At 70.8% G+C, this 26,134-nt stretch carries 22 protein-coding genes; 11 read left to right on the top strand and 11 right to left on the bottom strand.

Annotated features, from left to right (window positions below; all coding sequences use genetic code 11):
- Positions 1-94: 94 nt before the first annotated feature.
- Complete coding sequence (locus OH804_RS21570) at positions 95-1,126, bottom strand: 3-isopropylmalate dehydrogenase (protein WP_196921462.1); 1,032 nt, start codon at positions 1,124-1,126, stop codon at positions 95-97.
- Between the two features lie 228 nt (positions 1,127-1,354).
- Here OH804_RS21570 and OH804_RS21575 point away from each other — a divergent pair, with 228 nt between their 5' ends.
- Both OH804_RS21575 and OH804_RS21580 read left to right on the top strand, forming a co-directional pair.
- A complete protein-coding gene (locus OH804_RS21575) occupies positions 1,355-2,197 on the top strand; it encodes an FAD:protein FMN transferase (RefSeq protein ID WP_196921461.1) in 843 nt (280 codons plus the stop codon).
- A gap of 309 nt (positions 2,198-2,506) precedes the next feature.
- Positions 2,507-2,863: a hypothetical protein gene (locus OH804_RS21580; RefSeq protein WP_124774447.1), complete on the top strand. Its 357-nt coding sequence runs from the start codon at positions 2,507-2,509 to the stop codon at positions 2,861-2,863.
- A gap of 76 nt (positions 2,864-2,939) precedes the next feature.
- Here the strand turns inward: OH804_RS21580 and serA are convergent, their stop codons facing one another.
- Entirely contained in the window at positions 2,940-4,538 is a 1,599-nt protein-coding gene (gene serA, locus OH804_RS21585) for a phosphoglycerate dehydrogenase (RefSeq protein ID WP_196921460.1), read from the bottom strand.
- Between the two features lie 267 nt (positions 4,539-4,805).
- On the opposite strand from serA, the gene OH804_RS21590 reads away from it, so the two are divergent.
- The gene (locus OH804_RS21590; protein WP_406059115.1) at positions 4,806-5,795 is read left to right on the top strand and encodes a hypothetical protein; all 990 of its coding nucleotides are present in this window, start codon (positions 4,806-4,808) and stop codon (positions 5,793-5,795) included.
- Positions 5,796-5,884: 89 nt separating this feature from the next.
- Here the strand turns inward: OH804_RS21590 and ilvC are convergent, their stop codons facing one another.
- The 4 genes from ilvC to OH804_RS21610 form a co-directional block, all read right to left on the bottom strand.
- Entirely contained in the window at positions 5,885-6,898 is a 1,014-nt protein-coding gene (gene ilvC / locus OH804_RS21595) for a ketol-acid reductoisomerase (RefSeq protein ID WP_355418356.1), read from the bottom strand.
- A 93-nt stretch (positions 6,899-6,991) separates the two neighbouring features.
- On the bottom strand, positions 6,992-7,507 hold the full coding sequence (gene ilvN, locus OH804_RS21600) for an acetolactate synthase small subunit (RefSeq protein ID WP_124815780.1): 516 nt from the start codon (positions 7,505-7,507) through the stop codon (positions 6,992-6,994).
- The gene (locus OH804_RS21605) at positions 7,507-9,387 is read right to left on the bottom strand and encodes an acetolactate synthase large subunit (RefSeq protein ID WP_196921458.1); all 1,881 of its coding nucleotides are present in this window, start codon (positions 9,385-9,387) and stop codon (positions 7,507-7,509) included. The genes ilvN and OH804_RS21605 overlap by 1 nt, the downstream gene beginning before the upstream one ends.
- Positions 9,388-9,575: 188 nt before the next feature.
- Complete coding sequence (locus OH804_RS21610; protein WP_406066615.1) at positions 9,576-11,930, bottom strand: putative bifunctional diguanylate cyclase/phosphodiesterase; 2,355 nt, start codon at positions 11,928-11,930, stop codon at positions 9,576-9,578.
- 129 nt (positions 11,931-12,059) lie between these two features.
- Between OH804_RS21610 and ilvD the strand changes: the two genes are divergently transcribed.
- Together ilvD and OH804_RS21620 are read left to right on the top strand one after the other, a co-directional pair.
- Entirely contained in the window at positions 12,060-13,907 is a 1,848-nt protein-coding gene (gene ilvD / locus OH804_RS21615; protein ID WP_196921456.1) for a dihydroxy-acid dehydratase, read from the top strand.
- A gap of 195 nt (positions 13,908-14,102) precedes the next feature.
- On the top strand, positions 14,103-14,939 hold the full coding sequence (locus OH804_RS21620; RefSeq protein ID WP_406066617.1) for a hypothetical protein: 837 nt from the start codon (positions 14,103-14,105) through the stop codon (positions 14,937-14,939).
- A 184-nt stretch (positions 14,940-15,123) separates the two neighbouring features.
- Here the strand turns inward: OH804_RS21620 and OH804_RS21625 are convergent, their stop codons facing one another.
- The 3 genes from OH804_RS21625 to OH804_RS21635 form a co-directional block, all read right to left on the bottom strand.
- A complete protein-coding gene (locus OH804_RS21625) occupies positions 15,124-15,936 on the bottom strand; it encodes a DUF4352 domain-containing protein (protein ID WP_406059118.1) in 813 nt (270 codons plus the stop codon).
- Between the two features lie 419 nt (positions 15,937-16,355).
- A complete protein-coding gene (locus OH804_RS21630) occupies positions 16,356-17,183 on the bottom strand; it encodes a DUF3152 domain-containing protein (RefSeq protein WP_406059120.1) in 828 nt (275 codons plus the stop codon).
- Between the two features lie 164 nt (positions 17,184-17,347).
- Positions 17,348-18,526, bottom strand: coding sequence for an ROK family transcriptional regulator (locus tag OH804_RS21635; protein ID WP_196921452.1), 1,179 nt, complete (start codon positions 18,524-18,526; stop codon positions 17,348-17,350).
- A gap of 163 nt (positions 18,527-18,689) precedes the next feature.
- Here OH804_RS21635 and OH804_RS21640 point away from each other — a divergent pair, with 163 nt between their 5' ends.
- Genes OH804_RS21640 through OH804_RS21665 form a run of 6 tightly spaced genes read left to right on the top strand, consistent with a single transcriptional unit; the run spans position 18,690 to position 23,710 of the window.
- Positions 18,690-19,418, top strand: a complete 729-nt coding sequence (locus tag OH804_RS21640; RefSeq protein WP_196921451.1) for an amino acid ABC transporter ATP-binding protein — start codon at positions 18,690-18,692, stop codon at positions 19,416-19,418.
- Positions 19,419-19,437: 19 nt separating this feature from the next.
- Positions 19,438-20,406 carry a glutamate ABC transporter substrate-binding protein gene (locus tag OH804_RS21645; RefSeq protein WP_196921450.1) on the top strand — a complete coding sequence of 323 codons (969 nt, stop codon included), beginning with the start codon at positions 19,438-19,440 and terminating at the stop codon, positions 20,404-20,406.
- A gap of 16 nt (positions 20,407-20,422) precedes the next feature.
- On the top strand, positions 20,423-21,067 hold the full coding sequence (locus OH804_RS21650; protein ID WP_030337216.1) for an amino acid ABC transporter permease: 645 nt from the start codon (positions 20,423-20,425) through the stop codon (positions 21,065-21,067).
- Complete coding sequence (locus tag OH804_RS21655; RefSeq protein WP_406059123.1) at positions 21,064-21,933, top strand: amino acid ABC transporter permease; 870 nt, start codon at positions 21,064-21,066, stop codon at positions 21,931-21,933. The genes OH804_RS21650 and OH804_RS21655 overlap by 4 nt, the downstream gene beginning before the upstream one ends.
- Positions 21,930-22,970 carry an asparaginase gene (locus tag OH804_RS21660; protein WP_406059125.1) on the top strand — a complete coding sequence of 347 codons (1,041 nt, stop codon included), beginning with the start codon at positions 21,930-21,932 and terminating at the stop codon, positions 22,968-22,970. The genes OH804_RS21655 and OH804_RS21660 overlap by 4 nt, the downstream gene beginning before the upstream one ends.
- Complete coding sequence (locus OH804_RS21665) at positions 22,967-23,710, top strand: copper homeostasis protein CutC (protein WP_196921448.1); 744 nt, start codon at positions 22,967-22,969, stop codon at positions 23,708-23,710. Before OH804_RS21660 ends, OH804_RS21665 begins: the two co-directional genes overlap by 4 nt.
- An 80-nt stretch (positions 23,711-23,790) precedes the next feature.
- Here OH804_RS21665 and OH804_RS21670 read toward each other — a convergent pair whose 3' ends face one another.
- A complete protein-coding gene (locus OH804_RS21670) occupies positions 23,791-25,497 on the bottom strand; it encodes a SulP family inorganic anion transporter (protein ID WP_406059127.1) in 1,707 nt (568 codons plus the stop codon).
- Positions 25,494-25,832 carry a helix-turn-helix transcriptional regulator gene (locus tag OH804_RS21675; protein ID WP_196921447.1) on the bottom strand — a complete coding sequence of 113 codons (339 nt, stop codon included), beginning with the start codon at positions 25,830-25,832 and terminating at the stop codon, positions 25,494-25,496. Before OH804_RS21675 ends, OH804_RS21670 begins: the two co-directional genes overlap by 4 nt.
- Between the last annotated feature and the right edge of the window lie 302 nt (positions 25,833-26,134).

The following is a 26,134-nucleotide window of genomic DNA, read 5'->3' on the forward strand; positions in this document are numbered from 1 at the left end:
CCCCGAACGGTCGTTCAGCCGGTAGCGCCGGTCCGGTGGGCCGGTCCGCCCGGGCAGACCGGCCGCGGGCCGGTCGCCACTCGGGTCGGGAAGGTCAGGCTACGGCGTGGGCGGCAAGCCGATCGCCTACCTCTTCGGTACGCAGCGTCACGCCCGGAACCCGGCTGGCCAGCTCGGCGGCGACCGCCGCATTGACCCGGGCGGCGGACTCGCTGTGCCCGAGCTGCTCCAGCAGCAACGCGGCGGAGAGCACCGCGGCGACCGGGTCGGCGATGCCCTGCCCGGCGATGTCCGGCGCCGAGCCGTGCACCGGCTCGAACATCGAGGGGTACGCCCCCTCGGGGTTGATGCAGCCGCTGGCGGCCAGCCCGATGCCCCCGGTGACGGCCGCGGCGATGTCGGTGAGGATGTCGCCGAAGAGGTTGTCGGTGACCACCACGTCGTAGCGCTGCGGCTGGGTGACCAGGAACATGGCCGCCGCGTCGACGTGCTGGTACTCGGTGGCGACGTCCGGGTGCTCGGCGGCGACCGCGTCGAACGTGCGCGCCCAGAGCGACCCGGCGTGGGTCAGCACGTTGGTCTTGTGCACGAGGGTGACCTTGCGCCGCTCCCGGCGGCCGGCGCGGGCGAACGCGTCGCGGATCACCCGCTCCACGCCGTGCCGGGTGTTCAGGCTCTCCTCGGTGGCGACCTCGGCCGGGGTGTCCCGGTGCAGGGAACCACCGGCACCGGCGTAGAGCCCCTCGGTGCCCTCGCGCACCACCACGAGGTCGACCTCGCCCGGCTTCACGTTGCCCAGCGGGCCGGCGACCCCGGGCCAGAGCCGGGACGGGCGCAGGTTGACGTACTGGTCGAAGGCGAAGCGGAGCTTGAGCAGCAGGCCCCGCTCCAGCACACCCGGCGGGACCGTCGGGTCACCGACCGCGCCGAGCAGGATCGCGTCGTGCCCGGCCAGCTCGGCCAGCACCGAGTCGGGCAGCACCTCTCCGGTACGGTGCCAGCGGGCGGCACCGAGGTCGTACTCGGTGGCCTGCACGTCGGGCAGCACCGCGTCGAGGACCTTGCGGGCCTGCGCGACCACCTCGGGCCCGATGCCGTCTCCGGCCACCACCGCGATCCGCGCCACGACCGCACTCCTCTGCTCAACGGTTCCGTTCGGGCAACGGTACGTCGCCGTCCCGCCTCCCGGTACGCTGCGTCCACGATATGGGACGCGGGAATGCACAGCACCCTCTCAGCTGGGACTCATGGGGCGGTCATCTCCGCTGCCTACGGTAGTACCCAGCGGGTCGCGGGGGCCCGCTGAGCAACGGGGTCGCGAGGACGCGGCGCCACGTGCGAGGGGGCAGATGCGATGCGCATCGACGAGCAGCCACGGACCCGCTGGCCGGACCCGTCCGCGTTCCGCAACCGTCGGCCGGATTTTCGACTCGGCAGCCGCCGGCACCGGATCGACCCGGCCGCCGCCACCGAGGGCCGGATCGCGGTGCAGCACACCGTACGCACCGCGACCGCCGAGTACACCCTGCTACTCAACGCACCCGAGTGGCTCGGCCGCCGGGGGGTGGGCGAGGCGCTGCGGGACAGCGTCGCCGAGCTGCGCGCCATCGACCTCACCTACGGCCCCAACCGCCCGGAGAGCCTGGTCTCCCGGCTGCGTCGGGACGAGATCAGCCCCGAGTCGTACCCGCCGCTCGCCGATCTCGTGGACCGCTGCGCCGCGATGCGGGCGGCCACCGACGGGTGGTTCGACGCCTGGGCGGTGCCCGGCGGCTTCGATCCGGGCGGCCTGCTCGGCGGTTGGGCGGTGGAACGCGCAGCGGAGCGACTGCGCGCCGCCGGCATCCACGACTACGCCGTACTCGCCGGCGCTGACCTCGTCGTCCGGGGTCGCGCGCCGCACGGCGGGCCCTGGCGGGTCGCCGTGCACCACCCGACCGCACCCGAGCGCGCGCCGCTGGTGCTGGAGATGACCGCCGGCGCGGTCGGCACCTCCGGGGTGACCGGGCGGCAGGGGCACGTGGTGGACCCGCACACCGGCGAGCCGGCCGATCACCTCGTCGCCGCCACCGTTGTGGGCCCCGATCTGGCGATCGCCGACGCCTACGCCACAGCGCTCTACGCGGCCGGCCCCACCGGCCTGGCGTGGTTCCGGGGCAACTCCGACTATCGCGCGCTCTTCGCACACCGTCGCTGATCTGGTCGGGCGCGCGATCGGCCCCCACCGTCTCGGCAACGACAGTGGGGGCCGGTCAGCGACGAGTGCGCGTGGCTCGCACAACCGAGGGGTGCGGACCGGTCGGGCCGGACGTCGACCGCGCCACCCGAAGACGGGCCGGCGCCTCGAACTCGGCCAGTGACCGCAGTGCGTACGCTAGCGAATCGACGCAACTCGACGCAAGAGTCTCCACACCGGACCGTCCCGGCCGGAGCCCGCGGTGATCGACCGTTGACCGGCGGCGAGGCAGTTTCGACATGGTGAACGGCGGATGGCACGCTATCGGCCGTGAGTTTCGATCTGAGCGTGTGGGCCCTGGAGGACGGGGCGACGCCCGAGGACGTGCGGACAGCGGTCGACGGTTGCCGACAGGGACGGCACGTGGACCGCTACCCCGACCCGCGGGTGGTCAGCTTCTACCGGGCGATCACCGCGTCCTATCCGGACCGTCACCCCGGCCCGAACAGCCCGTGGGCGGTGGCGCCGCTGCACGCGGCCCACGACCACGTCGAGCTGAACCTGCATCCGACCTGCGCGGATCAGGTGCTACTGGACATCGAGCGGCTGGCCGGCGAGCACGGGCTGATGCTGTTCGACCCGCAGGACGGCTCGGTCTACCCGCCGCCGGCGCGACTGCCCGGCTGACAAGACCGGCGGCACCAACGGGGAAATGACGAGGGGCCCGGCGAATCGCCAGGCCCCCCACGGTGCTTGTCGTCTACTACTCGTCGCGCAGGTCGGCGGCGCTGGCCGCCGTGGCGCCGATCGACTCGGCGGCCGAGGTGAGCAGCTCAGCGCCGAGCGCCTGGTCGACGGTGAGCGTCATCAGCGTCTCACCGCCCGCCTCCCGACGAGCCACCTGCATGGCGGCGATGTTGATGCCCGACTCGCCGAGCAGGGTCCCGACGGTGCCGACCACACCGGGCCGGTCGGCGTAGCGCAGGAAGAGCAGGATGCCCTCCGCGCCGATCTCCACGTCGAAGCCGTCCACCTCGGTCAGCTTCAGGACGTCCCGAGCGCCGGAGTGGGTGACAGTGCCCGAGACACTGACCGTCCGACCGTCCGGCAGCGCGCCGCGCACCGTGACCAGGGTCGGCTGCTCGGCCGTCTCGGCCAGGGCGGCAAGGGTGACCTCGACGCCACGCTCGGCGGCCAGGTGCGGGGCGTTGACGTAGGTGACCTGCTCCTCGACCACGGAGCTGAACAGGCCCTTGGTGGCGGCGAGCTTGAGCACCGACACGTCGTGGCTGACGATCTCACCGCGGACCTCGACAGTGACGCTCGCCGCGACCCCACCGGCGACAGCGGTGAACGCCCGGCCCAGCTTCTCCGCCAGCGGCAGCAGCGGCCGAACGTCCTCGGCGACCACACCGCCGGCCTGCACGTTCACCGCGTCCGGGACGAACTCGCCCTGCAACGCCAGCTTGACGCTCTTGGCCACGGCGAGACCGGCCTTGTCCTGCGCCTCGTGGGTGGAGGCGCCCAGGTGCGGGGTGGCCACCACGTTGTCGAAGGCGAACAGCGGCGACGAGGTGCACGGCTCCTTGCTGTACACGTCGACACCGGCGCCGGCGACCCGGCCCTCGGCGATCGCGTCCGCGAGCGCCTGCTCGTCGACCAGCCCACCACGGGCGGCGTTGACGATGCGAACGCCGGGCTTGACGATCGCCAGCTCCTTCTCACCGATCAGGCCCACCGTCTCCGGCGTCTTCGGCAGGTGGATGGAGATGAAGTCGCTCTCCCGCAGCAGCTCCTCCAGCCCGACAAGGCGGACGCCGAGCTGCGCCGCACGGGCCGGCTGGATGTACGGGTCGTACGCGATCAGCCGGGTGCCGAACGCGGCGATGCGCTGCGCGAAGAGCACCCCGATACGACCAAGCCCCACCACGCCGACGGTCTTGCCCTGCACCTCGACGCCTGTGTACTTCGACCGCTTCCACTCCCCCGCCTTGAGCGCGGAACTGGCGCTCGCGGTGTTACGGGCGACGGCGAGCAGCAGCGCGACGGCCTGCTCGGCGGCGGAGACGATGTTGGAGGTGGGCGCGTTGACGACCATGACGCCCCGCGCGGTGGCGGCCGGTACCTCGACGTTGTCCAGCCCGACGCCCGCCCGGGCGACCACCTTGAGTCGCGGCGCGGCGGCGACCGCCTCGGCGTCGATCTGGGTCGCGCTGCGCACGATGACGGCGTCGGCCTCGGAGAGCGCCGAGAGCAGGGCCGGACGGTCGGTGCCGTCGACGTGACGGACGTCGAAGTCGTGGGCGAGCACCTCGATGGCGGCGGGGGCGAGTTCTTCGGCGATCAGTACGACAGGATTCATCGGTCCTCGTAGAGGTCGTGTTTGCGATCGGCCCGGGCGGCGGGGGGCGCCGCACTGCGCCCTGCGCTGATCCGTGCCGTGGCCGTCAGGTGCCGGCTGCTGCACCTACAGGCGATCGTAGGGGCCACGCTGGTCGGCGTGTTCCGGTCTTCGGGGTGAGTGCCCTCACACGCCCGGTCGAGCGACGGACATCGGCCGTTCACCGCACCGACACGGTTGCTCGCGACCACTACAACCGGAGGCACGCCCCTGCGGGAGGATCCGCCCTTGTCGCTCGCCGTGCGCATCACGCTGCTCCGACAGCTGACCCGCGTCGATCTCGCGCGGTTCGGTCCGAAGCTGGCCGAGGCGTTGGTCACCCGGTCCCATCAGGTGAAAATCCGACGCAGCTTCGTGCCCCGGCGCACCGCCGCCGCGGACGAGGCGGTCGCGCTCTACCGGCGGCTGGTCCAGGACCGGCCGGGCCGGCACGAGGTGGGGTTGGCGCGGGCGCTCGTCGCGCAGGGTTCGGTCCCGGACGACCGCACCGTGGGATCCGCGCTCGCGCAGGGCCGGGAGGCGATCGGGTACGTCGAGGACGCGACCGACCGGGACGGCCTCGTCGTCCTGGCCGCGGCGCAGCTGATGGTGGCCATGCAACTCCGCTCCGACGCACCCCGCGACGCGCTGCCGCTCGCCGACCAGGCCCGAGAGACCTGGCTACGGTGCGCGCCACTCGGTGCCCGTGAGCGGGTGGAGTTGGCCCGGTCCCTCACCGTGCTCGGCTACTGCCGGGCGGTGCTGGGCGAGCCGGCCGAGGCGCTCGCCGCCCGGGAGGAGGCGGTCGAGTTGTTCCGGCGGCTTCCCCTCTGGAAACGGCTGAAGTACATGCCCGCCCGACTCGAGGCGATGAGCGGGCTGGCGGACTCCCTCGCCTCCCATCGTCGGTTCGCCGAAGCGCTGACGCTGGCCACGGGTGCCCGCGAGGACCTGACCTACATGAGCCGTGTGGAGCCACTGCGGTTCCGACCGACGCTCGGCAATCTGTTGTTCGTGATCGCCCGGTGCCACCTGGGGCTTCGCGAACAGGACGCGGCAGTGGCGGCGGTCGAGGAGGCCGTCGGGCACTACCGCTGGCTGGCCAAGCACGACCCCGTTCGGTATCAGCCACGGCTGGTCGTCGCGCTACGCACGCTCGCCGGCACTCTCAAGGCCCTCGGGCTGTACGAGAAGGCCGCCTGGGCCACCTCTGAGGCCGAGGCGATGGAAAGCCGCTGACGGAAGGGCTGCGGCCAGCGGCCGGCGACCCGCGCTGGGGAGAGCGCTGGATCGCCGGCCGCTGGTGGACCGTTCCCTTGTCGAACGGGTCAGGCGGTCTCGGTGATCGGGCGGTCCACCCAGCTCATCATGCCGCGCAGCTTTTTGCCGGTCTCCTCGATCGGGTGCGCCGCACCCTCGGCCTGCCACTTGGTGAAGTTGGGCCGGCCGGCCTCGTCCTCGGCGACCCACTCGCGGGCGAACTCGCCGGACTGGATCTCACCCAGGATCTTGCGCATCTCGTCCTTGACCCGGGAGTCGATGATGCGCGAGCCGCGGGAGAGGTCGCCGTACTCGGCGGTGTCGGAGATGCTGTAGCGCATCTTCGCGATGCCGCCCTCGTACATGAGGTCGACGATCAGCTTCAGCTCGTGCAGGCACTCGAAGTAGGCGACCTCCGGGGCGTAGCCCGCCTCGGTGAGCACCTCGAAACCGGTCTGCACCAGCGCCGAGGCGCCGCCGCAGAGCACCGCCTGCTCGCCGAAGAGGTCAGTCTCGGTCTCCTCGGTGAAGGTGGTCTTGATCGCGCCCGCGCGGGTGCCGCCGATCCCCTTCGCGTACGCGAGGGCGAGCGCGAGCGCGTTGCCGCTGGCGTCCTGCTCGACGGCGACGAGACAGGGCACGCCCTTGCCGTCGCTGTACTGGCGGCGGACCAGGTGGCCGGGGCCCTTGGGCGCGACCATGGCGACGTCCACCTCGGCCGGCGGCTTGATCAGGCCGTACCGGATGTTGAAGCCGTGGCCGAAGAAGATCGCCTTGCCGGGGGCGAGGTGCGGGGCGATCGACTCCGCGTAGATCCCGCGCTGGGCGGTGTCCGGTGCGAGCACCATGATCACATCGGCCTCGGCGGCGGCCTGCGCCGGCGTGAGCACCCGCAGGCCCTGCTCCTCAGCCTTGGGACGGCTCTTCGAGCCCTCCGGCAGACCGATCACCACGTCGACGCCGGAGTCCCGCAGCGACAGCGCGTGGGCGTGGCCCTGGCTGCCGTAACCGATCACCGCGACCTTCTTGGCCTGGATCAGGCCGAGGTCGGCATCGTCGTCGTAGTACACCTCAACGCTCATGAGAACTTCCCTTTCGTACGACGGCCGGGGCGGCCCGTCGTGGTCTGTGCGGATGGATTCCGGGACGGCCCGCAGGGGCCGACCGGTGGCAGGTCAGGCGGCCCGCAGCGCGGGACCGGCGGTGATCGAACGCGAGCCGCGCCCGATGGCCACCAGCCCGGACTGCACCATTTCCTTGATGCCGAAGGACTCGAGGTCGCGCAGGAGCGCGTCGAGCTTGTCCGGGGTGCCGGTGGCCTCGATGGTCAGCGTGTCCGGTGCGACGTCGACCACCCGGGCGCGGAACAGGTTGACGGTCTCCAGCACCTGCGACCGCGCGGACCGGTCGGCGCGAACCTTCACCAGCAGCAACTCCCGGGCAACCGAGACCTGCGGATCCAGTTCAACGATCTTGAGCACGTTGACCAGCTTGTTCAGCTGCTTGGTGACCTGCTCCAGCGGGGACGACTCCGCGTTGACAACGATGGTGATCCGGGAGACGTCCGGGTTCTCGGTCTCGCCGACGGCGAGGCTGTCGATGTTGAACCCGCGCCGGGAGAACAGGCCGGAGACTCGGGCGAGCACGCCCGGCTTGTTCTCCACCAGCACGGACAGGGTGTGCATGGTCATTAAATGTCATCCTCGTCGAAGACCGGGCGGACGCCACGGGCGAACATGATCTCGTCGTTGCTGGTGCCGGCGGCGACCATCGGCCAGACCATCGCGTCCTTGCCGACCACGAAGTCGATCACCACGGGCGCGTCGTTGATCTCCATGGCGGCGGCGATGGTCTTGTCCACGTCAGCCGCGGTCTCACACCGCAGCCCGACGCAGCCCAGGGCCTCGGCGAGCTTGACGAAGTCGGGGATGCGGTGCTTGTGGGTGCCGAGCTCGGTGTTGGAGTAGCGCTCGTTGTAGAAGAGCGTCTGCCACTGTCGGACCATCCCGAGATTGCCGTTGTTGATGACGGCGATCTTGACCGGGATGCCCTCCAACGCGCAGGTGGCCAACTCCTGGTTGGTCATCTGGAAGCAGCCGTCCCCGTCCACCGCCCAGACCACCGTGTCGGGCTTGCCGACCTTGGCGCCCATCGCCGCCGGGACCGCGTAGCCCATCGTGCCGAGGCCGCCGGAATTCAACCAGGTGTACGGCTTCTCGTAGGAGATGAACTGCGACGCCCACATCTGGTGCTGGCCCACCCCGGCCACGAAGATCGCGTCCGGGCCGACGATCTCGCCCAGCCGCTTGATCACGTACTGCGGGGACAGGGTCCCGTCGACCGGCTCGTCGTAGCCCAGCGGGTAACGGTTGCGCAGGTCGTCGAGCTGCGTCCACCAGTCACCGAGGTCGGCGGTGCGCCCCGTCGACCGCTCGGCGGTGACCGCGGTGATCAGCTCGTCGATGACGTGCTTGGCGTCGCCGACGATCGGCACGTCCACGTGCCGGTTCTTGCCGATCTCGGCAGGGTCGATGTCCGCGTGGACCACCGCCGCGTCCGGGGCGAACGAGTCCAGTTTGCCGGTGACCCGGTCGTCGAAACGTGCGCCCAGCGCGACGATCAGGTCCGCCTTCTGCAGGCCGTAGACCGCGGCGACAGTGCCGTGCATGCCGGGCATCCCCAGGTGCTGCTGGTGCGAGTCGGGGAACGCCCCGAGCGCCATCAGCGTGGTGACGACCGGGATGCCGGTCAGCTCGGCCAGCCGGCGCAGCCCGTCGGTGGCACCGGCCTTGAGCACCCCGCCACCGACGTAGAGGACCGGCCGCCGGGCCGCGGCCATCAACCGCGCCGCCTCCCGGATCTGCTTGCCATGCGGGTGCAGGGTGGGCCGGTAGCCGGGCAGGTCCAACGTGGGCGGCCAGGAGAACGTGGTCGACGCCTGGAGCACGTCCTTGGGGATGTCGACAAGCACCGGGCCGGGTCGCCCCGTGCTGGCCAGGTGGAACGCCTCGGCCAGCACCCGGGGGATCTCCTCGGCGTTCTGCACGAGGAAGTTGTGCTTGGTGATCGGCAGGGTGATGCCCTGGATGTCGGCCTCCTGGAAGCCGTCGGTGCCGATCAACGGGCTGGCCACCTGCCCGGTGATCGCCACCATCGCCACCGAGTCCATGTACGCGTCGGCGATCGGTGTGACCAGGTTCGTCGCGCCCGGGCCGGAGGTGGCGATGCAGACGCCGACCTTGCCGGTGGCCTGCGCGTAGCCGGTCGCCGCGTGCCCCGCCCCCTGCTCGTGCCGCACCAGGATGTGCCGGACCGTCGAGTCGTAGAGCGGGTCGTACGCCGGCAGGATCGCACCGCCCGGAATGCCGAAGACGACGTCGACCTCGAGTGCCTCAAGGGACCGCACGAGCGAGCCGGCCCCGGAGATCGGGGTCGCGGCGGCGGGCCGTACCGCCGGGACGGCCGGGGTGGCCGTGCGCGTGGCGGCCTGGTCGACGTCGACGGTCGGGTCGGCGGCCGCGCGGGCCCGGCGGGCGGTGTGGGCGAGGGTCTCGGGCGTGGGTCTCGTCATGGCGGTTCTGGCCTTCGGCTGGAGTGGCTGGTGGCTAGTCAAGCGATGCGACGCGGGCGAGGCCCGCTTCGCCAGGTTCCGATGGCAATAAAAACGGCCCTCGTGCAGATGCACGGGGCCAGCGCACTCTCGGTGAGGGAGAGTGCGCTCAGGTAAGTACTCGCAGCGACCGGTACGACGACATGCGGCTAAGCCTGACGCATCTCACGCGATGAGTCAACTGATCCCACATGCTGGTTAACGGAGGTCGGCGCGTCGGCCTGCGACGCGCCATCGGCAGGCGGGGTGAGCTGCCCAGACCCGCGCGCAACCCGACGTGGCGGGGGCACCTGAGCGGGACGCGCACCCGGTGACGTGGCCGCCTCCAGCATCGCCTCCAGGTGCTCGGCCGGCACCCCCCAGCCGAAGAGCGCGCCCTGGCCGAACCGGCATCCGGCGGCCACCACGGCGGCCAACTCGGTCGGGGTGGTCACCCCCTCGGCGATCACCTCCAGCCCCAGTTGGTGACCCAGTCGCATCACGATGTCGACCATCGGGGCGAACGCCGGGCCGTCCTGGCCGACCGGGCGGACCGGCTCGTGCTCGGCGACCAGACTGTGGTCGATCTTGAGGATGTCGATCGGCAACCGGCGCAGCTGCCCCAGCGACGAGTAGCCGGCCCCGAAGTCGTCCAGCGCGATCCGTACACCGGTCAACCGCAGCGCGGTGAGCCGCCGGATCAGCTCGTCCAGGTCGGTGGCGACGGCGTGCTCGGTGACCTCCAGCACCAGCCGCTGCGGCGGCACGTGGTGGGCGCGCAGCGCCTCGGCGACCTGGACCACGTACTCCGGGGCGTGCAGCTCGCGCGGGGAGACGTTCACCGACACCCAGACGTCGTGCCCGTCCGCCAACCAGCGGGAGAGCTGGTAGCAGGCCTGGTGCAGCACCCAGGCGCCGAGCGGGGCGATCATCCCGCACTCCTCGGCGAGCGGGATGAACTCGTCCGGACGCACGTTGCCCAGCTCGGGATGGTGCCAACGGAGCAGCGCCTCGGCGCCGACCGGCCGCACCGACGGCAGCGACGCCACCGGCTGGAACGCCAACCGCAGCTCGTCGCGGTCGATGGCCCCGCGCAACTCGTGCTCCACTGTCGTACGGCGGCGCAGCAGCTGGTCGTACGCGGCGTCGTACCGCTCGATCCGGTTCTTGCCGCGCTGCTTGGCGTAGCGCAGCGCCAGGTCGGCGTGGCGTAGAAGCAACTCCACGTCCGGCTCGTCTGCCCAGTCGGCCACCCCGATGCTCACCGACAGGAAGACCGGCCCCTCCGGCTGGTCGTACGGCCGGTTGAGCACCCCGAGGAGCCGTTCGGCGACCCGGTCCGCCTCGACCGCGCGGCCCTGCATGAGTACGGCGAACTCGTCGCCGCCCAACCGGGCGGCCACGTCACCGGGGCGCAGGTTGCCACGCAGCCGCCGGCCCACCTCGGCCAGCACGGCGTCGCCCACGTCGTGGCCGCGCATGTCGTTGACGTTCTTGAAGCCGTCCAGGTCGAGGCCGAGCAGCACACAGGGTTTGCGGTCCGCGGCGTTCTGGTGCAGGGCTCGGAGCAGGCCGCGCCGGTTGGCCAACGACGTCAGCGGATCGGTGTGCGCCAGCTCACGGAAGTGCGCCTCCCGCTCGACCAGCCGGCCCGCGTATCCCCGCACGTCGCGAAGGGTGAGGTACTGCCGTGCCACCAGGGCGAACCCCTCCACGCTGCCGGCCACGATGCCGGCGGCGGTGAACCGGCCGTCCTGGGCGAGGTGGTACATCGCCGAGGCGGCCATCGCCAGCATCGGGGCGACGGCGTACTCGCCGTCGCTACCGACCAGGTCCAGGTCGACCTGCCCCGGCCGGTCGGCCCGGTACACGACGAGCGCGACGGTCAGCAGGCCGGCGGCGAGCACCACCGCACCGGTCAGGGCCATGGTCGGCCCGGCCTGGCAGAGCCCGGCGCTGAGACCCAGCCCGCCGAAGGTCACCGCGCTGATGCCGGTGCCCAGCGCGGCCAGCCGTCGACGTGGTGTGGCGGCCCGGAAGACGACGATCACGACGAGCCCGGCGCCGAGCGCGGCGCTCACAGTGGCCACCAGAATCGCCGGGCAGGCCATCGGGGTGGCGGCACCGAGCAACCGGGTGGGCTCGGAGAAGAGCACCCAGCCGACGAACCACAGCGCCGCCGCCATGACCAACCCGTCCAGGGCCAGCCGGGCGGTTCCCGCGGCGGTGGCGGCCACCCCGGGCAGCCGGAGCAGACCAGCGGCGAAGGCCAGCCCGGCCACCGCCGTGCCGATCGCCACCGCTGTCGCCCAACCGGTGCGCTGCCCCTGCTCGTGGGCCCAGTGGTCGTTCGCACTGAGGGCGGCGAGCACCCCGGCCAGGAGGCTGAGCAGGGCGACCCCGGCGGCCGCCGCGAGCAGCACGTGCGCCGGGCGGCGCGGCCTCGTCCGCCGCCGGGCGACGAGGGTCAGCAGCACAGCGGCCACCGCGGCGACGAGGCCGCTGAGCGCCGCGACAGCGACCATGCCCGGTGGAAAATGCACGCCTCCAAGAGTGCCGGATGGGCGCACCTCATGGGGGGTTGAGTGTGCATCTGTTGGGACACGGGAGATAGCCGGGTGGCCCGGCGGGTCGATGGTGTCATGCTGGTATGCATGCCTGAGCTGCGGTCGAGGACCTCCACACACGGTCGGACGATGGCCGGCGCCCGGGCCCTCTGGCGGGCCACCGGGATGACCGACGACGATTTCGGCAAGCCGATCGTCGCCATCGCCAACAGTTTCACCCAGTTCGTGCCTGGTCACGTACACCTCAAGGACATGGGTGGCCTGGTCGCCGACGCGGTCGCCGAGGCCGGCGGGGTGGGCCGGGAGTTCAACACCATCGCTGTCGACGACGGCATCGCGATGGGCCACGGCGGCATGCTCTACTCGCTGCCCAGCCGTGAGCTGATCGCCGACGCTGTCGAATACATGGTCAACGCGCACTGCGCGGACGCCCTGGTCTGCATCTCCAACTGCGACAAGATCACCCCCGGGATGCTGCTGGCCGCGCTGCGGCTCAACATCCCCACCGTCTTCGTCTCCGGCGGCCCGATGGAGGCCGGCAAGACGATGGCGATCGAGGGCGTCGTCCACAGCAAGATCGACCTGATCGACGCGATGATCGCCTCCTCGAACGAGGCGGTCACCGACGAACAGCTCGGTGAGATCGAGCGCTCCGCCTGCCCGACCTGCGGCTCCTGCTCCGGCATGTTCACCGCCAACTCGATGAACTGCCTCACCGAGGCTATCGGGCTCGCGCTGCCCGGCAACGGTTCCACGCTGGCCACCCACGCCGCCCGCCGGTCACTCTTCGTCGAGGCCGGCCGGACCGTCGTGGAGATCTCCAAGCGGTGGTACGACGGCGACGACGACTCGGTGCTGCCGCGCACTGTCGCCTCCAAGGCCGCCTTCGAGAACGCGGTCGCCCTGGACGTGGCGATGGGCGGCTCCACCAACACGGTGCTGCACCTGCTCGCCGCCGCCCGCGAGGCGGAGATGGACTTCGGCGTCAGCGACATCGACGCGATCTCCCGGCGGGTGCCGTGCCTGGCCAAGGTCGCACCGAACTCGCCGAACTACCACATGGAGGACGTGCACCGGGCCGGCGGCATCCCGGCGATCCTCGGTGAACTGGACCGGGCCGGGCAGCTCAACCGGGACGTGCACGCCGTGCACTCCCCCTCCCTCGCGCAGTGGCTGACCGACTGGGACGTGCGCGGTGGCTCCCCCACCCCGACGGCCGTCGAGCTGTTCCACGCCGCCCCCGGCGGGGTGCGCACCACCGAACCGTTCTCCACCACCAACCGGTGGTCGTCGCTGGACACCGACGCGGCCGGCGGTTGCATCCGGGACCGCGAGCACGCCTACTCCGCCGACGGTGGGCTGGCCATCCTGCACGGCAACCTGGCGCCCGAGGGCAGCGTGGTGAAGACCGCCGGCGTGCCGGACGACTGCCTGACCTTCCGTGGCCCGGCGAAGGTCTACGAGTCGCAGGACGACGCCGTGACCGCGATCCTCGCCAAGCAGGTGGTCGCCGGGGACGTCGTGGTGATCCGCTACGAGGGGCCCAAGGGCGGCCCCGGCATGCAGGAGATGCTCTACCCCACCTCGTTCCTGAAGGGCCGCGGGCTGGGCCGTTCCTGTGCGCTGCTCACCGACGGCCGTTTCTCCGGCGGCACCTCCGGGCTCTCCATCGGGCACGTCTCCCCCGAGGCGGCGTCCGGCGGGCTGATCGCCCTGGTCCGCGACGGCGACGAGGTCGTCATCGACATCCCCAGCCGGTCGATCGAGCTGAACGTGCCCGCCGAGGAGTTGGAGGCGCGCCGGGTGGCCGAGGAGAAGCGCGACAAGCCGTACACCCCGACCGATCGGCAACGCCCGGTGTCGGCGGCGCTGCGCGCGTACGCCTCGATGGCCACCTCGGCCAGCGACGGCGCCTACCGCCGCGTCCCGGAGTAACCACCCGCTCCCGCCCGTACCGCCGACATCCGCGATGTCGGGGCGTCTCGTCGACCCGGATACCCCGACATCAACGATCGCGTCTCGATCAGGGCGGATCGGCGAAAACGCGGTGCCCCCGCATCGACCGCGTGGGCTAGCGTGTCGTCGGTCTACTGGGGATCGCCCCAGATTCTTACGGGGGAAGGCGTGTACGTGTCTTTTTGGAAGAAGCCGGCTCTGGTGGCGGTCTCGGCGCTCACCGCGTTCGCCGTCTCCGCCTGCGGTGTGACGTCCGGCGCGTCGGACGAGCCGAAGCAGCCGAAGCAGCCCAGCGTCCTGGAGTTGCTGGCCAGTGATCTCAAGGGATCGCTGCTGAAGACGGCCGAGACCACCGACAAGACCGACTCGGTGACCGTGACGATGACGGGCACGATGGGCGGCGAGAAGATCTCTATGCAGGGCGTCCTCGACCTGGGTGACCCGCTCAAGGCCGAGATGAAGATGACCGACGCGAAGGGCGACACGACCACCGTCCGGATGATCGGTGCCGTGATCTTCGCCGAGATTCCAGCGGAAAACCGCACGGGTACGGGTGGGAAGCGCTGGATGAAGATGGACCTGACCGGACTGAGCAAGATGGCAGGCACGGACTTCACCAAGCAGTTCGAGGACGCCGACCCGGTCAAGCAGGTCAAGACGCTGCTCGCCATCGACGGCACGACGGTGGTGGGGCAGGAGACGGTGAACGGGGTGCCAACGGTCCACTACACCGTCACCACTCCGGTGGCGACCTACCTCAAGCAGATCGATGCCAGGCGCCGGGACGCCACCGAGAAGGCGCTGGCCACGCAGGGCGTCAAGGAGCTGAAGATCGACCTGTGGGTCGACGAGCAGTACCGCCCACGTCGGGCCGGCCTGGTGATGGGCACGATGGGCGACATGGTGATCGACTACACCGACTACGACAAGGCGGTGGCCATCGAGACGCCACCACCGGCAGAGACCACCGATCTCGCCGAGATGCTGGAGGGCCTGACCACCACCCGCTGATCAGTTGCCGGTGGCTGGCTGCCCCGCAGCGCCGTAACGACGAGGCCCCCGGCGTGTGCCGGGGGCCTCGCTCTTCACTGAGGCGCGACCAAGCGCGACGGTCGGTTGGGCACTTCAATGGACGGGCCGGACGTCAAGCGCATCGTGACAGCGGTCGGGGCGTCGTCGCCGGGAAGTTTGGCGATCACAGGGTGACGACGGCGTCCTCGGCGAGGGTGAACAGCCCGGCGTCCAAGGTGATCGTCTTGAGCTTGGTGCCCTTCGGAACGTCGAAGAAGACGTTCGCGGTCACCGAGTTGCCCGGATTGATCTCATCGAGGAATCCTTGCCCGTCATCATTGCCGTAGATCCCGGCCTCTCCGTCGACCTCGTATTTCCGGCCACTCCCGTCCTGCGCGGAAATACTGCCGTCGGCGTGGAAGCTGTGCGCCTTCTTAGTAACGTTCTTGACCGTCACGCTGACTCTGCAGAACGTGCCCTGCGCCTTGGTGTTGAGGAACTCGCTGCCCACCTTCGCGATCCCACACTTCACGCTCTTGACGGTGAATTCGAAATCACCGCCGCGTACCTTGTCGCCGATGCCGGCCGCCTTGGGCTTCGTCTCTGCGGGAGCCGCCGAAGTCTTGGCCGGTGTGGGTGCGACCGCCTCGTCTGCCAGTGGCGCTGCGCTCGCGGCAACGCTGTTCGTGGCGGCGGGTGCGCCACTGCTAACGGCGGCGGCATCAACCTTGTTGTCATCAGCGGTAAGACTGACCACCACGGCACTACCACAGCAGAGCACCACGACGGCGCCGATCCCGATGAGAGTGGGCAGTAGCCAGGATGCACGCTTCTTGGGGGTGGGCGACGGCGGGAACTGGTTGGGCGGCAGCGGAGACTGACCTGCCGGGGGCGGCGGGAACTGCCCGGCGGGCACCTGCGAGAACTGAGCCGTCGGCGGCATCGGCGACTGGCCGGCGGGGAACTGATTCTGGGCAGGCTCGTTGGGTACCGTCATCGAGTGGTGTCTCCCGGGTCTTGACTGGCGCTGGTGCGCAGAGAACCAAAGCGCTTCGCACAGTGCCATAGGCACACTCGGAAATTAGTCCTCCGGCCAGGCGGAAACCACATGACGAGGCAGCTCAGAACGCACCCACTCTGACAGTTCAATGTCAGCCGTTCAGGCAATTCTTGAACTCGGTCCAGCAAATATCGAAATGCCTCCACGCTCAGCTCTGTCAGATATCCTACAAAAGGCCTCTTTGTCTGACGGCTGGCCTGTTGATTCCCCGATCAGGGGCCGAAGGAAAGAGCGCCTTCGCCGCAGAGCCGGCACAGCTGGGAGGACATCGACTGCGGCACCCATTCTCGAGCATGCGACCCCATGGAAACCGTCCAATTCGGTGGACCGCAGGCCATCAGGTCCGGATCATCAGGTCAGGACGGCGCCCAGGGTCCGCTGACGAACTGCCCGTTGCCGACGAACGGGCTGACGTTGGGCACGCACCCGCCCAGGCCCATCGTCTGGGTCATCATGACCGGGGCCGGCTTGCCGCGACCGCCGCACTTCATGTGGGCGAAGCCGAGGAAGTGACCGAACTCGTGATTGATCACGCCGGCGTGGTACTCGTCGATGCTGACCGGATATCCCGGTGAGCCCTGGAGCCACCGCCGCAGGTTGATCATGATGGTCTTGCCGTACTTGCAGGAGTAGACGCCCTCGGTGTCGACGCCGCTCGCGCCGCAGAGTCGGTCCACCGTCCTCGGTGTCGCGAGCCGCACGTCGACGTCGACAGTCGAGCTGCCGACCCGCTGGAAGGACCACGACGCCCGGGTCAGGTTCACCGCGGAGTTGGTGACCGGGTGCTGTGCCGACGTGGCCCACCCGTTCGGCGCCGCCAACACCTGCTCAATGCTCGCAGCGAACCGGTCCGGCTTCCAGGCTGGGATGTCACCCCAGGCGATGCCCTTCTCCACCGAGACGCTGTAGCGCACCCGCTTCTTGCCCTTGCCGATCACGCGACCGGTGCCGCTGGCGGTGGTGAAGGTGCCGGCGGCCCTGGTGGGGATCTGCGCGTCGGTCGGAATCTTCGGAGTCGGGCTGGAGGTCGGGGTGTCGCTGCGGCTCGGAGCCGAGCTCTTCGCACTCGGGCCGGTGCGGGGGACCTCGGCCTGCCCGGAAGCCGGTGTGGACAGGCCACAGGCGGCGGTCGCCAGCACCGCTGACAACGAGATCGGCACGAGCAGCCGTCCGTTGATCCGCACGTCGAAACCTCCAGGAGCGATCACGGGTCAGTGAGAACACCGGGAGGTTACGTGACTGCCTGTAAGGAAAATGTCAGGACGATGCGCGGCGGGAACCGGCCGATAGCTCACATATCTGGCTTGCTGCCCAAGGCGGATCACGCTGGGTATCGGAGCAGGCGAGGTCAGGCGGCCGCGACGACGTGGTCGATCACCAGGTGGGCGGCACCGGTGATGCCGACGTCCTGGCCGGCGGCGACCCGCTCGATGAGCAGGGTCTGGGTGGCCAGCGGGAGGCACCGCTCGTAGAGGGTGGCGCGCATGCTGGCCAGCAGCGGCTCACAGTCGGCGAGCCGACCGCCGATGGCCACCACCTGCGGGTTGAAGAAGTTGACCACCACGGCCAGGATCTCGCCGACGGCACGGCCGGCCTGCCGGGCGAGGGCGGTGGCCTGCCGGTCACCGTCGTCGATCAGGCGGATCACACCGGTCAGGTCGGAGACCGGTACGCCCTGACCACGGAGCGCGGTGACCAGTGCGGCGCCGCTGGCCACCGCCTCCAGACAGCCGGCGTTTCCACAGGTGCACGGTGGCGCGGGATCGGCCACCACCCGGCAGTGGCTGATGTCCCCGGCCGAGCCCTGCGCGCCCCGGTGCAACCGTCCACTGGAGATCACACCGGAGCCGATCCCGGTGCCAGCCTTGATATAGACGGCGTGGTCCAACTCGGGGTGCGCGGTGCGGTGCGCGCCGAGCGCCATCAGGTTGGCGTCGTTGTCCACGATGACGGGCACGTCGACCCGGCCGGCGCAGAACGCGGCGACGTCGAAGCCGTTCCAGCCGGGCATCCGCGACGGGCTGACGATCCGCCCGGTGGCGTGCTGGACCGGGCCGGGGATCCCGATGCCGACGCCGCGGAGCGCGCCTGTCGCCGAACCGCCGGACGAGGCCGCCGGTTCGCCGTCCACCAGGGTGGCGACCTCGGTGAGGAGCGCACCGAGCACCGCCTCCGGGCCGTCCTCGATGCGGACCGGCAGGGTGCGGGCCTGGACCACCCGCCCGGAGAGATCCAGTGCGCCGACGCGGGCGTGATGGGCGCCGAGGTCGATGGCGCCGACCACGGCACCGCCGGTGGGCACGGCGAGCTGGCGGGGTCGCCGCCCGCCCCGGGACCGCCCGGCGCCGGTCTCCTCCAGCAACCCCTGGCTGATCAACGCCTCGACCCGCTGGGACACCGTCGACGGGGAGAGCCCGGAGAGGCGGGACAGGTCGGCCCGACTGACGGCCGCACCGGTGGCCACCCAGCGCAGTAGCTCCCGGGGGCCGCCCCGGAGGGCTTCGCGTGGCGCGTCGTCAATCGTCACGTCAGCTTCTTAGCACCCGCAGTTTGTTCAAGCAACCGGTTGACTTAGTTTGCTGGCTACTTTTAGATGGCGCTGTTGGTTCGATATGAAGCTGACTTAGTTTTGTAGTCGAAGGAAGTGGGGCCGTCTGGTGGCACCGGAGACGACGGGTGCGAACCGACCGATGGTGTCGGTACGCGGCCTGAACAAGTGGTTCGGTCCGCTGCACGTGCTCAAGGACATCGACCTCACTGTGGCCGCCGGCGAGGTGGTCGTCGTGGTGGGGCCCTCCGGCTCCGGCAAGTCGACACTGTGCCGCTGCCTCAACCGGCTGGAGACCGCCGGGCAGGGCAGCATCGAGATCGACGGCGAGCCGCTGCCCGCCGAGGGCCGCGCCCTCGCCCGGCTGCGCGCCGACGTCGGCATGGTCTTCCAGTCCTTCAACCTCTTCGGCCACAAGACGGTGCTGGACAACATCACCCTCGGCCCCACCCGGGTCCGCCGGATCGCTCGACCCGAGGCGCGGCAGCAGGCGATGGCCCTGCTGGAGCGCGTCGGTATCGCCGACAAGGCGGACCACCACCCGGCCCAACTCTCCGGCGGGCAGCAGCAGCGGGCCGCGATCGCCCGGGCCTTGGCGATGCAGCCGAAGGTGCTGCTCTTCGACGAGCCGACCTCGGCTCTCGACCCGGAAATGGTCAACGAGGTGCTCGACGTGATGGTCTCCCTCGCCGCCGAGGGGATGACCATGATCGTGGTGACCCACGAGATGGGTTTCGCCCGTCGCGCCGCCGACCGGGTGGTCTTCATGGACGACGGCCGGATCGTCGAATCCGGCGCTCCCGACGAATTCTTCGCAGCTCCGCGCACCGAGCGGGCCCGCGACTTCCTATCCAAGATCCTCCAGCACTAGCCCCCAACGGGAGGGTGTCATGTCAATCCTCAAGATGAGCTTCACCGGGCGGCGGTCGCTCGCCCTCACCGCCACAGCGGTGGCGGTGACCCTCGCCGCCGCCGGCTGCGGCGGCGACAGCGGCGGCGGCGCACCGACGTTGCCCGGCAATCCGGGCCTGGGCGGGGACGGCGTGGTCGCCCAGTCGGTGTACGACGCCGCACCGGTCGCCACCGACGCGGACATCCCGGCGGGTTCGACGATGGAGGCGATCCGCAAGCGCGGCTACCTGAACATCGGTGGTTCCCTGGACGCGCCGCTGCTCGCCCAGCAGAACCCGGTCAGCGGCACCATCGAGGGCTTCGACGCCGACATGGCGAAGCTGCTGGCGAAGTACATCATCGGCAAGCCCGAGGTGAAGACGACGACCATCGGCACCCAGACCCGGGAGGCCATGCTCCAGGCCAAGTCGGTGGACGCGGTCTTCCAGACGTACACGATCACCCCGCAGCGGGCCACCCAGGTCGCCTTCGCCGGGCCGTACCTCACCTCCGGCCTCGCCGTCGGGGTCCGCAAGGATGACACCTCGATCAAGAGCGTCAAGGACCTCGCCGGCAAGACCGTGATCGTCGGGGCGAACACCCCCGCCGTCACCGCGCTGCCCTCGGCCGCGCCCGGCTCGAAGCAGATCGCCTTCGGCACCGACCCGCAGGCGTTGCAGGCGCTGCTGCAGAAGCGCGGCGACGCGTACGTGCAGGACTTCACGCTGCTCGCCTCGGGCGCCAAGGCGAACCCGGGGATGAAGGTGGTCGGCGAGCCGTTCACCACCGAGGCGTACGGCATCGGCCTCAACAAGGAGGACGCGCAGTTCAAGGAGTTCGTCAACAACTGGCTGAAGAAGATCCAGGCCGACGGCACGTGGGCGAAGGTCTGGGAGGGCACCCTCGGCTCGGTGGTGGAGGGTGGCGCGCCCACCCCGCCCGCCCTCGGTTCCGCCGACGGCTCCTGAGCAGTCTCCCGTACCGATGGAAGCCCTCACCGCCCACCTGAGTCAGCTTGGCCACGGCCTGGTCACGACGGTCGAACTGACCGTCGTGACCACCGTCGGCGCGATGCTGCTGGGCATCGTCGTGGCCACCCTGCGGATCGCTCCCGTCCCGCTGCTGCGTGCCATCGGCACCGCTTACGTCGAGGTGTTCCAGAACCTGCCGCTGCTGGCGCTGCTGGTGCTCTTCGTGTTCGCGCTGCCGACCATCGGCATCACGTTCCCGCTGTTCACCTCCGCCGCCATCGTCATCGCGGTGTACGAGGGGGCGTACCTGGCCGAGGCGATCCGCGCCGGGATCAACACGGTCGGTGTGGGCCAGGCCGAGGCAGCCCGTGCCATCGGGCTCACCTTCGGTCAGTCCCTGCGGCACGTGATCCTGCCGCAGGGACTCCGGGCGGTGATCCAGCCGATCGGCAACATCTGCATCGCGCTGCTGATGAACACCTCGCTTGCCGCCGCCGTCGGCGTGGTCGAGCTGACCCAGGCGGCCAACAACGTGAACCTGGTCGAGGCCCAACCGATCGCCGTCTTCACCGGCGCGGGCCTCGCCTACATGCTGCTGGCGCTGATCATCGGTCAGGTCACCGGCCTGCTCGAACGAAGGCTGGCGATCGTCCGATGAACAAGACGCAACAGATCCTCTTCGACGAGCCCGGCCCCCGCGCCCAGCGGCGGATCCGGATCGCCACAGTGCTGGGCGCGATCCTCCTGGTCGGCGCCCTGGTCGCGGCCGTCCACCAGTTCGCCAGCCACGGCGAGTTGGCCGCCGCCCGGTGGGAGCCGTTCACCACCTGGCCGATCTGGCGGTACCTGCTCAACGGTCTGTGGGCCACGCTGCGCGCCGCCGCCGCGACAGCAGTGCTCAGCGCCGCGCTCGGGCTGCTGCTGGCGCTCGGTCGGCTGTCTACGCATCGACCGCTGCGCTGGCTGGCCGGCGCGTACGTGGAGATCTTCCGGACCGTACCCACCCTGCTGCTGATCTACGTGACGCTGTTCGCCCTGCCGCAGTACGGGCTGAACTTCCCGCTGTTCTGGAAGCTCGTGGTGCCGCTGGTGGTCTCCAACTCGGCGGCGTTCGCGGAAATCTTCCGGTCCGGCATCCTGGCGCTGGACCGTGGCCAGACCGAGGCCGGCCTCGCGATCGGCCTGCGCCGTGGGCAGGTGATGGCGCTGGTGGTCCTGCCGCAGGCGCTGCTCCAACTCGCCCCGTCCCTGGTCAGCCAGCTGGTCGGGCTGCTCAAGGACACCTCGCTCGGCTTCGTGGTCAGCTACACCGAGCTGCTCTACAGCGGGCAGGTGCTCGCCTCGTACACCCACCTGCTGATCCAGACGTTCCTGGTGGTGGCGCTGATCTACCTGGTGGTCAACGCCTCGCTGTCGAAGTTCGCCCGCGTACTCCAGGCCCGCAACGGCCGCTTCGGCGGCCGGCGCGGACGGCGGACCGCTGAGCTGCCCCCGCCGCTTCTCGAAGGGAACACCCCCCGGTGACCATCTTCCGCTACGCCGAACTGGCCCGGGTCGTGCGCAACGGCTTCGTCGAGAGCCGGCACTACGGCAGCGTCGTGGTGCTCGCCCCGGACGGGACTGTCGCCCTCTCCGCCGGCGTACCCGACGAGCCGGTGCTCCCCCGCTCCACCCTCAAGCCGGTGCAGGCGTTGGCCTGCCGGATCGCCGCCGGCGACGAGCTGACCGGCCCGGCGCTGGCGCTCGCCGCCGGTAGTCACACCGGCGACGACCGGCACGTCGAGGTGGTTCGGGCGATGCTTGCCCGGGCCGGCCTGACCGAGGACGCGCTCGGCTGCCCGGAGGACTGGCCGGAGGACGAACCGACCCGGGATCGGCTGATCCGCGCCAACGGACAGCGCGACCGGATCCGGATGAACTGCTCCGGCAAGCACGCCGCGATGCTCGTCGCCTGCGTCGCCCGGTCCTGGAGCACCCACGACTACCTCGACCCGAACCATCCGCTCCAGCGGGAGACCGCCGCCGCCGTCGCCCGGCTGGCCGGCGCGCCGATCGCGCACCACGCTGTCGACGGCTGCGGCGCACCGCTGTTCGGCCTGTCGCTGACCGGCCTGGCCCGCACCTTCCAGGCGTTGGTCAACGCGCCCGCCGGGAGCGACGAGGCACTGGTGGCGCGGGCCATGCGCGAACACCCGGAGTACGTCGGCGGCTGGCACGGGCACCCGAACACCGACCTGATGCGGGCGCTGCCCGGCGTCCTCGCCAAGGGCGGGGCCGAGGGCGTGCTCGGGGTGGCCGCACCGGACGGTCACGCGGTGGCGGTGAAGGCCATCGACGGTTCACCCCGAGCCACCACCGCCATCGCCCTCGCCGCCCTCGACGCCGTGGGCGTACCGGTGGGTGGGGCCGACGCGCTGCGCCAGGTGCCGGTGCTCGGCGGCGGCGTACCGGTCGGTGCCGTCACGGCCGTCATCGACTGGACCACAGCATCGTCTCGGACCGAAGCGGTATCGCCTCGCACGGAGGCGGCATCGCCTCGCACGGAAAAGGAAGAATCATGAACACATTCGAGATCTGCATCGACAGCGTCGAGGGCGCGGTCGCCGCCGAGGAGGCCGGCGCCGACCGGGTGGAGCTGTGCTCCGCGCTCTTCGACGGCGGGCTGACCCCCAGCCTGGGCACCATCGAGACGACGCTGCGCGCGGTCAGCCGGATCCGGGTACACGTGATCGTCCGCCCCCGGGCCGGCGACTTCATCTACTCGCCGTTCGAGATCGAGGCCATGGAGCGGGACGTGCGGGCCGCTGTGGCGGCCGGCGCGCACGGCATCGTGATCGGCGCGTTGACCGCCGAGGGCGACGTCGACGTGCCGACCACCCGCCGGCTGATCGCCGCCGCGGGCGACGCCAGCATCACCTTCCACCGGGCGTTCGACATGACCCGCGACCCGCACGCGGCGCTCGAGCAGCTGATCGAGCTGGGCGTGCACCGGGTGCTCACCTCGGGTCAGGAGGTCAGCGTGCTGGAGGGTGCTCCGCTCATCGCCGACCTGGTGCGCCGGGCCGCCGGCCGGATCGTCATCATGCCGGGCGGTGGCATCACCCCGCGCAACATCGCCCGGATCGTCGAGGCGACCGGCGCCGACGAGTACCACTTCGCGGCCCTGGTCAGCTCGGACAGCCCGGCCGTGCACCGCAACCCGGCGCCGCTGATGGGTGGCAGCCTGAACCGGCCCGAGTACGAGCGCTCCGGCACCTCCGGCGCCCTGGTCGGCCAGGTGCTCGCCGCCGCCCGCGCCTGACCGCCGCATCGCGCCCCCGGGCGTGATGATCGTGCGCGAACATGGAAGTAGTGGCCTCCCCAGCGTGGGAGGCCACTACTTCATGGATCGAGCACGATCGTGGCAGCAGTCTCCGCCCCGGTTCGTCCGCCGCCTAGCGCGACGGTGCGGGCGTACCGGATGGCGGCGGGCGTGTCCGGGAAGAGCAACTCCTCGCGGCGCAGGTCGTCAGCCACCCCCAGTGTGGCCAGCACCTGGTCGTGTGCGGGGGTGATGCCGGAGAGCAGGACGACGATCCCGCGTCCGCGTAGCCGCCGGATCGCATCGCCGAGGACGTGCGCGCCGGTGGCGTCCATGGTGGTCACCCGGGACATTCGCAGGATGACGACACGGACGTCGGTGACCTCGGAGAGTTCGAGGAGGAAGGTGTGGGCCGCAGCGAAGAAGAGCGGCCCGTCCAGCCGGTACGCGACGATGTGTTCAGTGAGCAGCGCGTACTCCTCGGCGCTGTGTTCCCCTGGGTCGAGGGGCACCTGTTCCAGCCGGGCGCTGCGGGCCACCGCGCGCAGGGCGAGCACCACGGCGACGCCGACGCCGACCGCGACGGCGGTGACGAGGTCCCAGATCACCGTGACGGCGAAGGTGAGTACCAGCACGACGGCGTCACCCCGGGTGGCCCGGGCCAGCGCCCACAGCGAACCAGCCTCCACCATGCGGACGGTGGTGGCCAGCAGCACCCCGGCCAGGGCGGCGAGCGGGATCCGGCCGACCAACGGCGCGGCGGCCAGCACGATGGCCGCGAGGGCGACGGCGTGGGTGAGGGCCGCCAGCTTCGAGGCCGCCCCGGCGCGGACGTTGACAGCCGTCCGGGCGATGGCGGCGGTCGCTGGGATACCGCCGAAGAGGGGGGCGGCGAGGTTGGCCATCCCCTGACCGAAGAGTTCCCGGTCCGGGTCGTGCCGCTCGCCGACGGTCATGCCATCGGCGACGGTGGCGGACAGCAGGCTCTCCAGGGCGGCGAGCGCGGCGACGGCGAGGGCGCTGGGAAGCAGCACGCCCAGTGCGCCGAGGTCGAGGAAGCTGAGCGAGGGCGCGGGCAGGCCCTGCGGCAACGCGCCGATCCGGATCAGATCGACCGGGATGACCTCGGCGAGGACGGTGGCGGCCCCCACACCGAGCAGCGAGAACGGCAGGCCGGGTCGCCACCGGGCACCCAGCAGCATCAGCGCCGCGACGGCGAGGGCCACCGCGAGCGCGGCCGGCCGCGGGTGTACGACGAAACGGGCGACCGCGTCGAAGGCGACGGCCCAGACCTTTTCCCCGTGCGCGTCGCTGACGCCGAGTGCGGCGGGCACCTGTTGCAGCGCGATGACCACGGCGATGCCGGCGGTGAAGCCCTCCAGCACCGGGGTGGGCAGGTAGCGGACGTACCGGCCCAGGCGGGCCACGGCGAGCGCGATCAGCACCAGGCCGGCCATCGCCCCGACCATCAGCACGCCGGTGGCTCCGAACTGCTGCACCACCGGCACCAGCACCACTGTCATCGCCCCGGTCGGCCCGGAGACCTGGAGGTTGGAGCCCCCGAAGACAGCAGCCACCGCACCGGCGATCACGGCGGTGATCAACCCGGCCTGGGCGCCCAGCCCGGAGGTGACACCGAACGCCAGGGCCAACGGCAGCGCCACCACCGCCACGGTGAGCCCGGCCAGCAGGTCCCGGCGCGGTGAGCGGTGGACCGCGGCCCAGTCGGCCCGGCCGGGCAGCAGCCCGAGCAGCCGCTCTCGGGCCACCGGGATGGCGCTGCTCACCTGTCCGCGCCGGTGGAGCGCAGCTCCCCGAGGAGGCCGTCCCGGTCGGTGAGGACCGCGCCGAGGATCCGCCGCCCGGCGGCCAGCAGGTCGGCCACGTCCGGGGTGCTGAGCGCGTACATGACGAGGGGACCGTCGCGGTGTGAGGTGACCATCCCGGCGCGGCGCAGCACGGCGAGCTGCTGGGAGAGGTTGGAGGCCTCGACCTCGATGACGGCGAGCAGGTCCCGGACCGGCTTCGGGCCGTCCTGGAGCAGTTCGAGGACCCGGATGCGCACCGGGTGCCCGAGCGTGCGGAACAGTTCCGCCTTGGCCTGGTACAGCGGCACCGACATGAGATCCCTCCCCCTCGACGCGAAGACTTTATCACTTGAACAAGTCTTCAACTTGATGTCACGACGCTTTCCCAAACAAAACCGGCCGGATGGAGCGCACCATAGTGCCGACCTTGATCAGCAGCCGGCCCCTCGCCCTGGTGAGGGCGCACAGGCCACCCCCACCCCCTTTGCTCTGCACCCCAATAAGCACCAGCCGCAGACCGTAGCCGTCGCGCCCGCGGGTGCAGAGCAAAGGACATCAGGAAGTAGTGGCCTCCGCAGCCACGGGAGGCCACTACTCCATCGATCGAGCACGATCT

Source organism: Micromonospora sp. NBC_00860, from assembly GCF_045207375.1.
GTDB lineage: Bacteria > Actinomycetota > Actinomycetes > Mycobacteriales > Micromonosporaceae > Micromonospora > Micromonospora vinacea.

Coding starts and splice junctions, on each gene's coding strand:
- OH804_RS21645 (WP_196921450.1), top strand. CDS start 19,438: ATGTCAATCCTCAAGATGAGCTTCACCGGGCGGCGGTCGCTCGCCCTC.
- ilvD (WP_196921456.1), top strand. CDS start 12,060: ATGCCTGAGCTGCGGTCGAGGACCTCCACACACGGTCGGACGATGGCC.
- OH804_RS21655 (WP_406059123.1), top strand. CDS start 21,064: ATGAACAAGACGCAACAGATCCTCTTCGACGAGCCCGGCCCCCGCGCC.
- OH804_RS21640 (WP_196921451.1), top strand. CDS start 18,690: ATGGTGTCGGTACGCGGCCTGAACAAGTGGTTCGGTCCGCTGCACGTG.
- OH804_RS21665 (WP_196921448.1), top strand. CDS start 22,967: ATGAACACATTCGAGATCTGCATCGACAGCGTCGAGGGCGCGGTCGCC.
- OH804_RS21610 (WP_406066615.1), bottom strand. CDS start 11,930: ATGGTCGCTGTCGCGGCGCTCAGCGGCCTCGTCGCCGCGGTGGCCGCT.
- serA (WP_196921460.1), bottom strand. CDS start 4,538: ATGAATCCTGTCGTACTGATCGCCGAAGAACTCGCCCCCGCCGCCATC.
- OH804_RS21650 (WP_030337216.1), top strand. CDS start 20,423: ATGGAAGCCCTCACCGCCCACCTGAGTCAGCTTGGCCACGGCCTGGTC.
- ilvN (WP_124815780.1), bottom strand. CDS start 7,507: ATGACCATGCACACCCTGTCCGTGCTGGTGGAGAACAAGCCGGGCGTG.
- OH804_RS21675 (WP_196921447.1), bottom strand. CDS start 25,832: ATGTCGGTGCCGCTGTACCAGGCCAAGGCGGAACTGTTCCGCACGCTC.
- OH804_RS21575 (WP_196921461.1), top strand. CDS start 1,355: ATGCGCATCGACGAGCAGCCACGGACCCGCTGGCCGGACCCGTCCGCG.
- OH804_RS21605 (WP_196921458.1), bottom strand. CDS start 9,387: ATGACGAGACCCACGCCCGAGACCCTCGCCCACACCGCCCGCCGGGCC.
- OH804_RS21625 (WP_406059118.1), bottom strand. CDS start 15,936: ATGACGGTACCCAACGAGCCTGCCCAGAATCAGTTCCCCGCCGGCCAG.
- ilvC (WP_355418356.1), bottom strand. CDS start 6,898: ATGAGCGTTGAGGTGTACTACGACGACGATGCCGACCTCGGCCTGATC.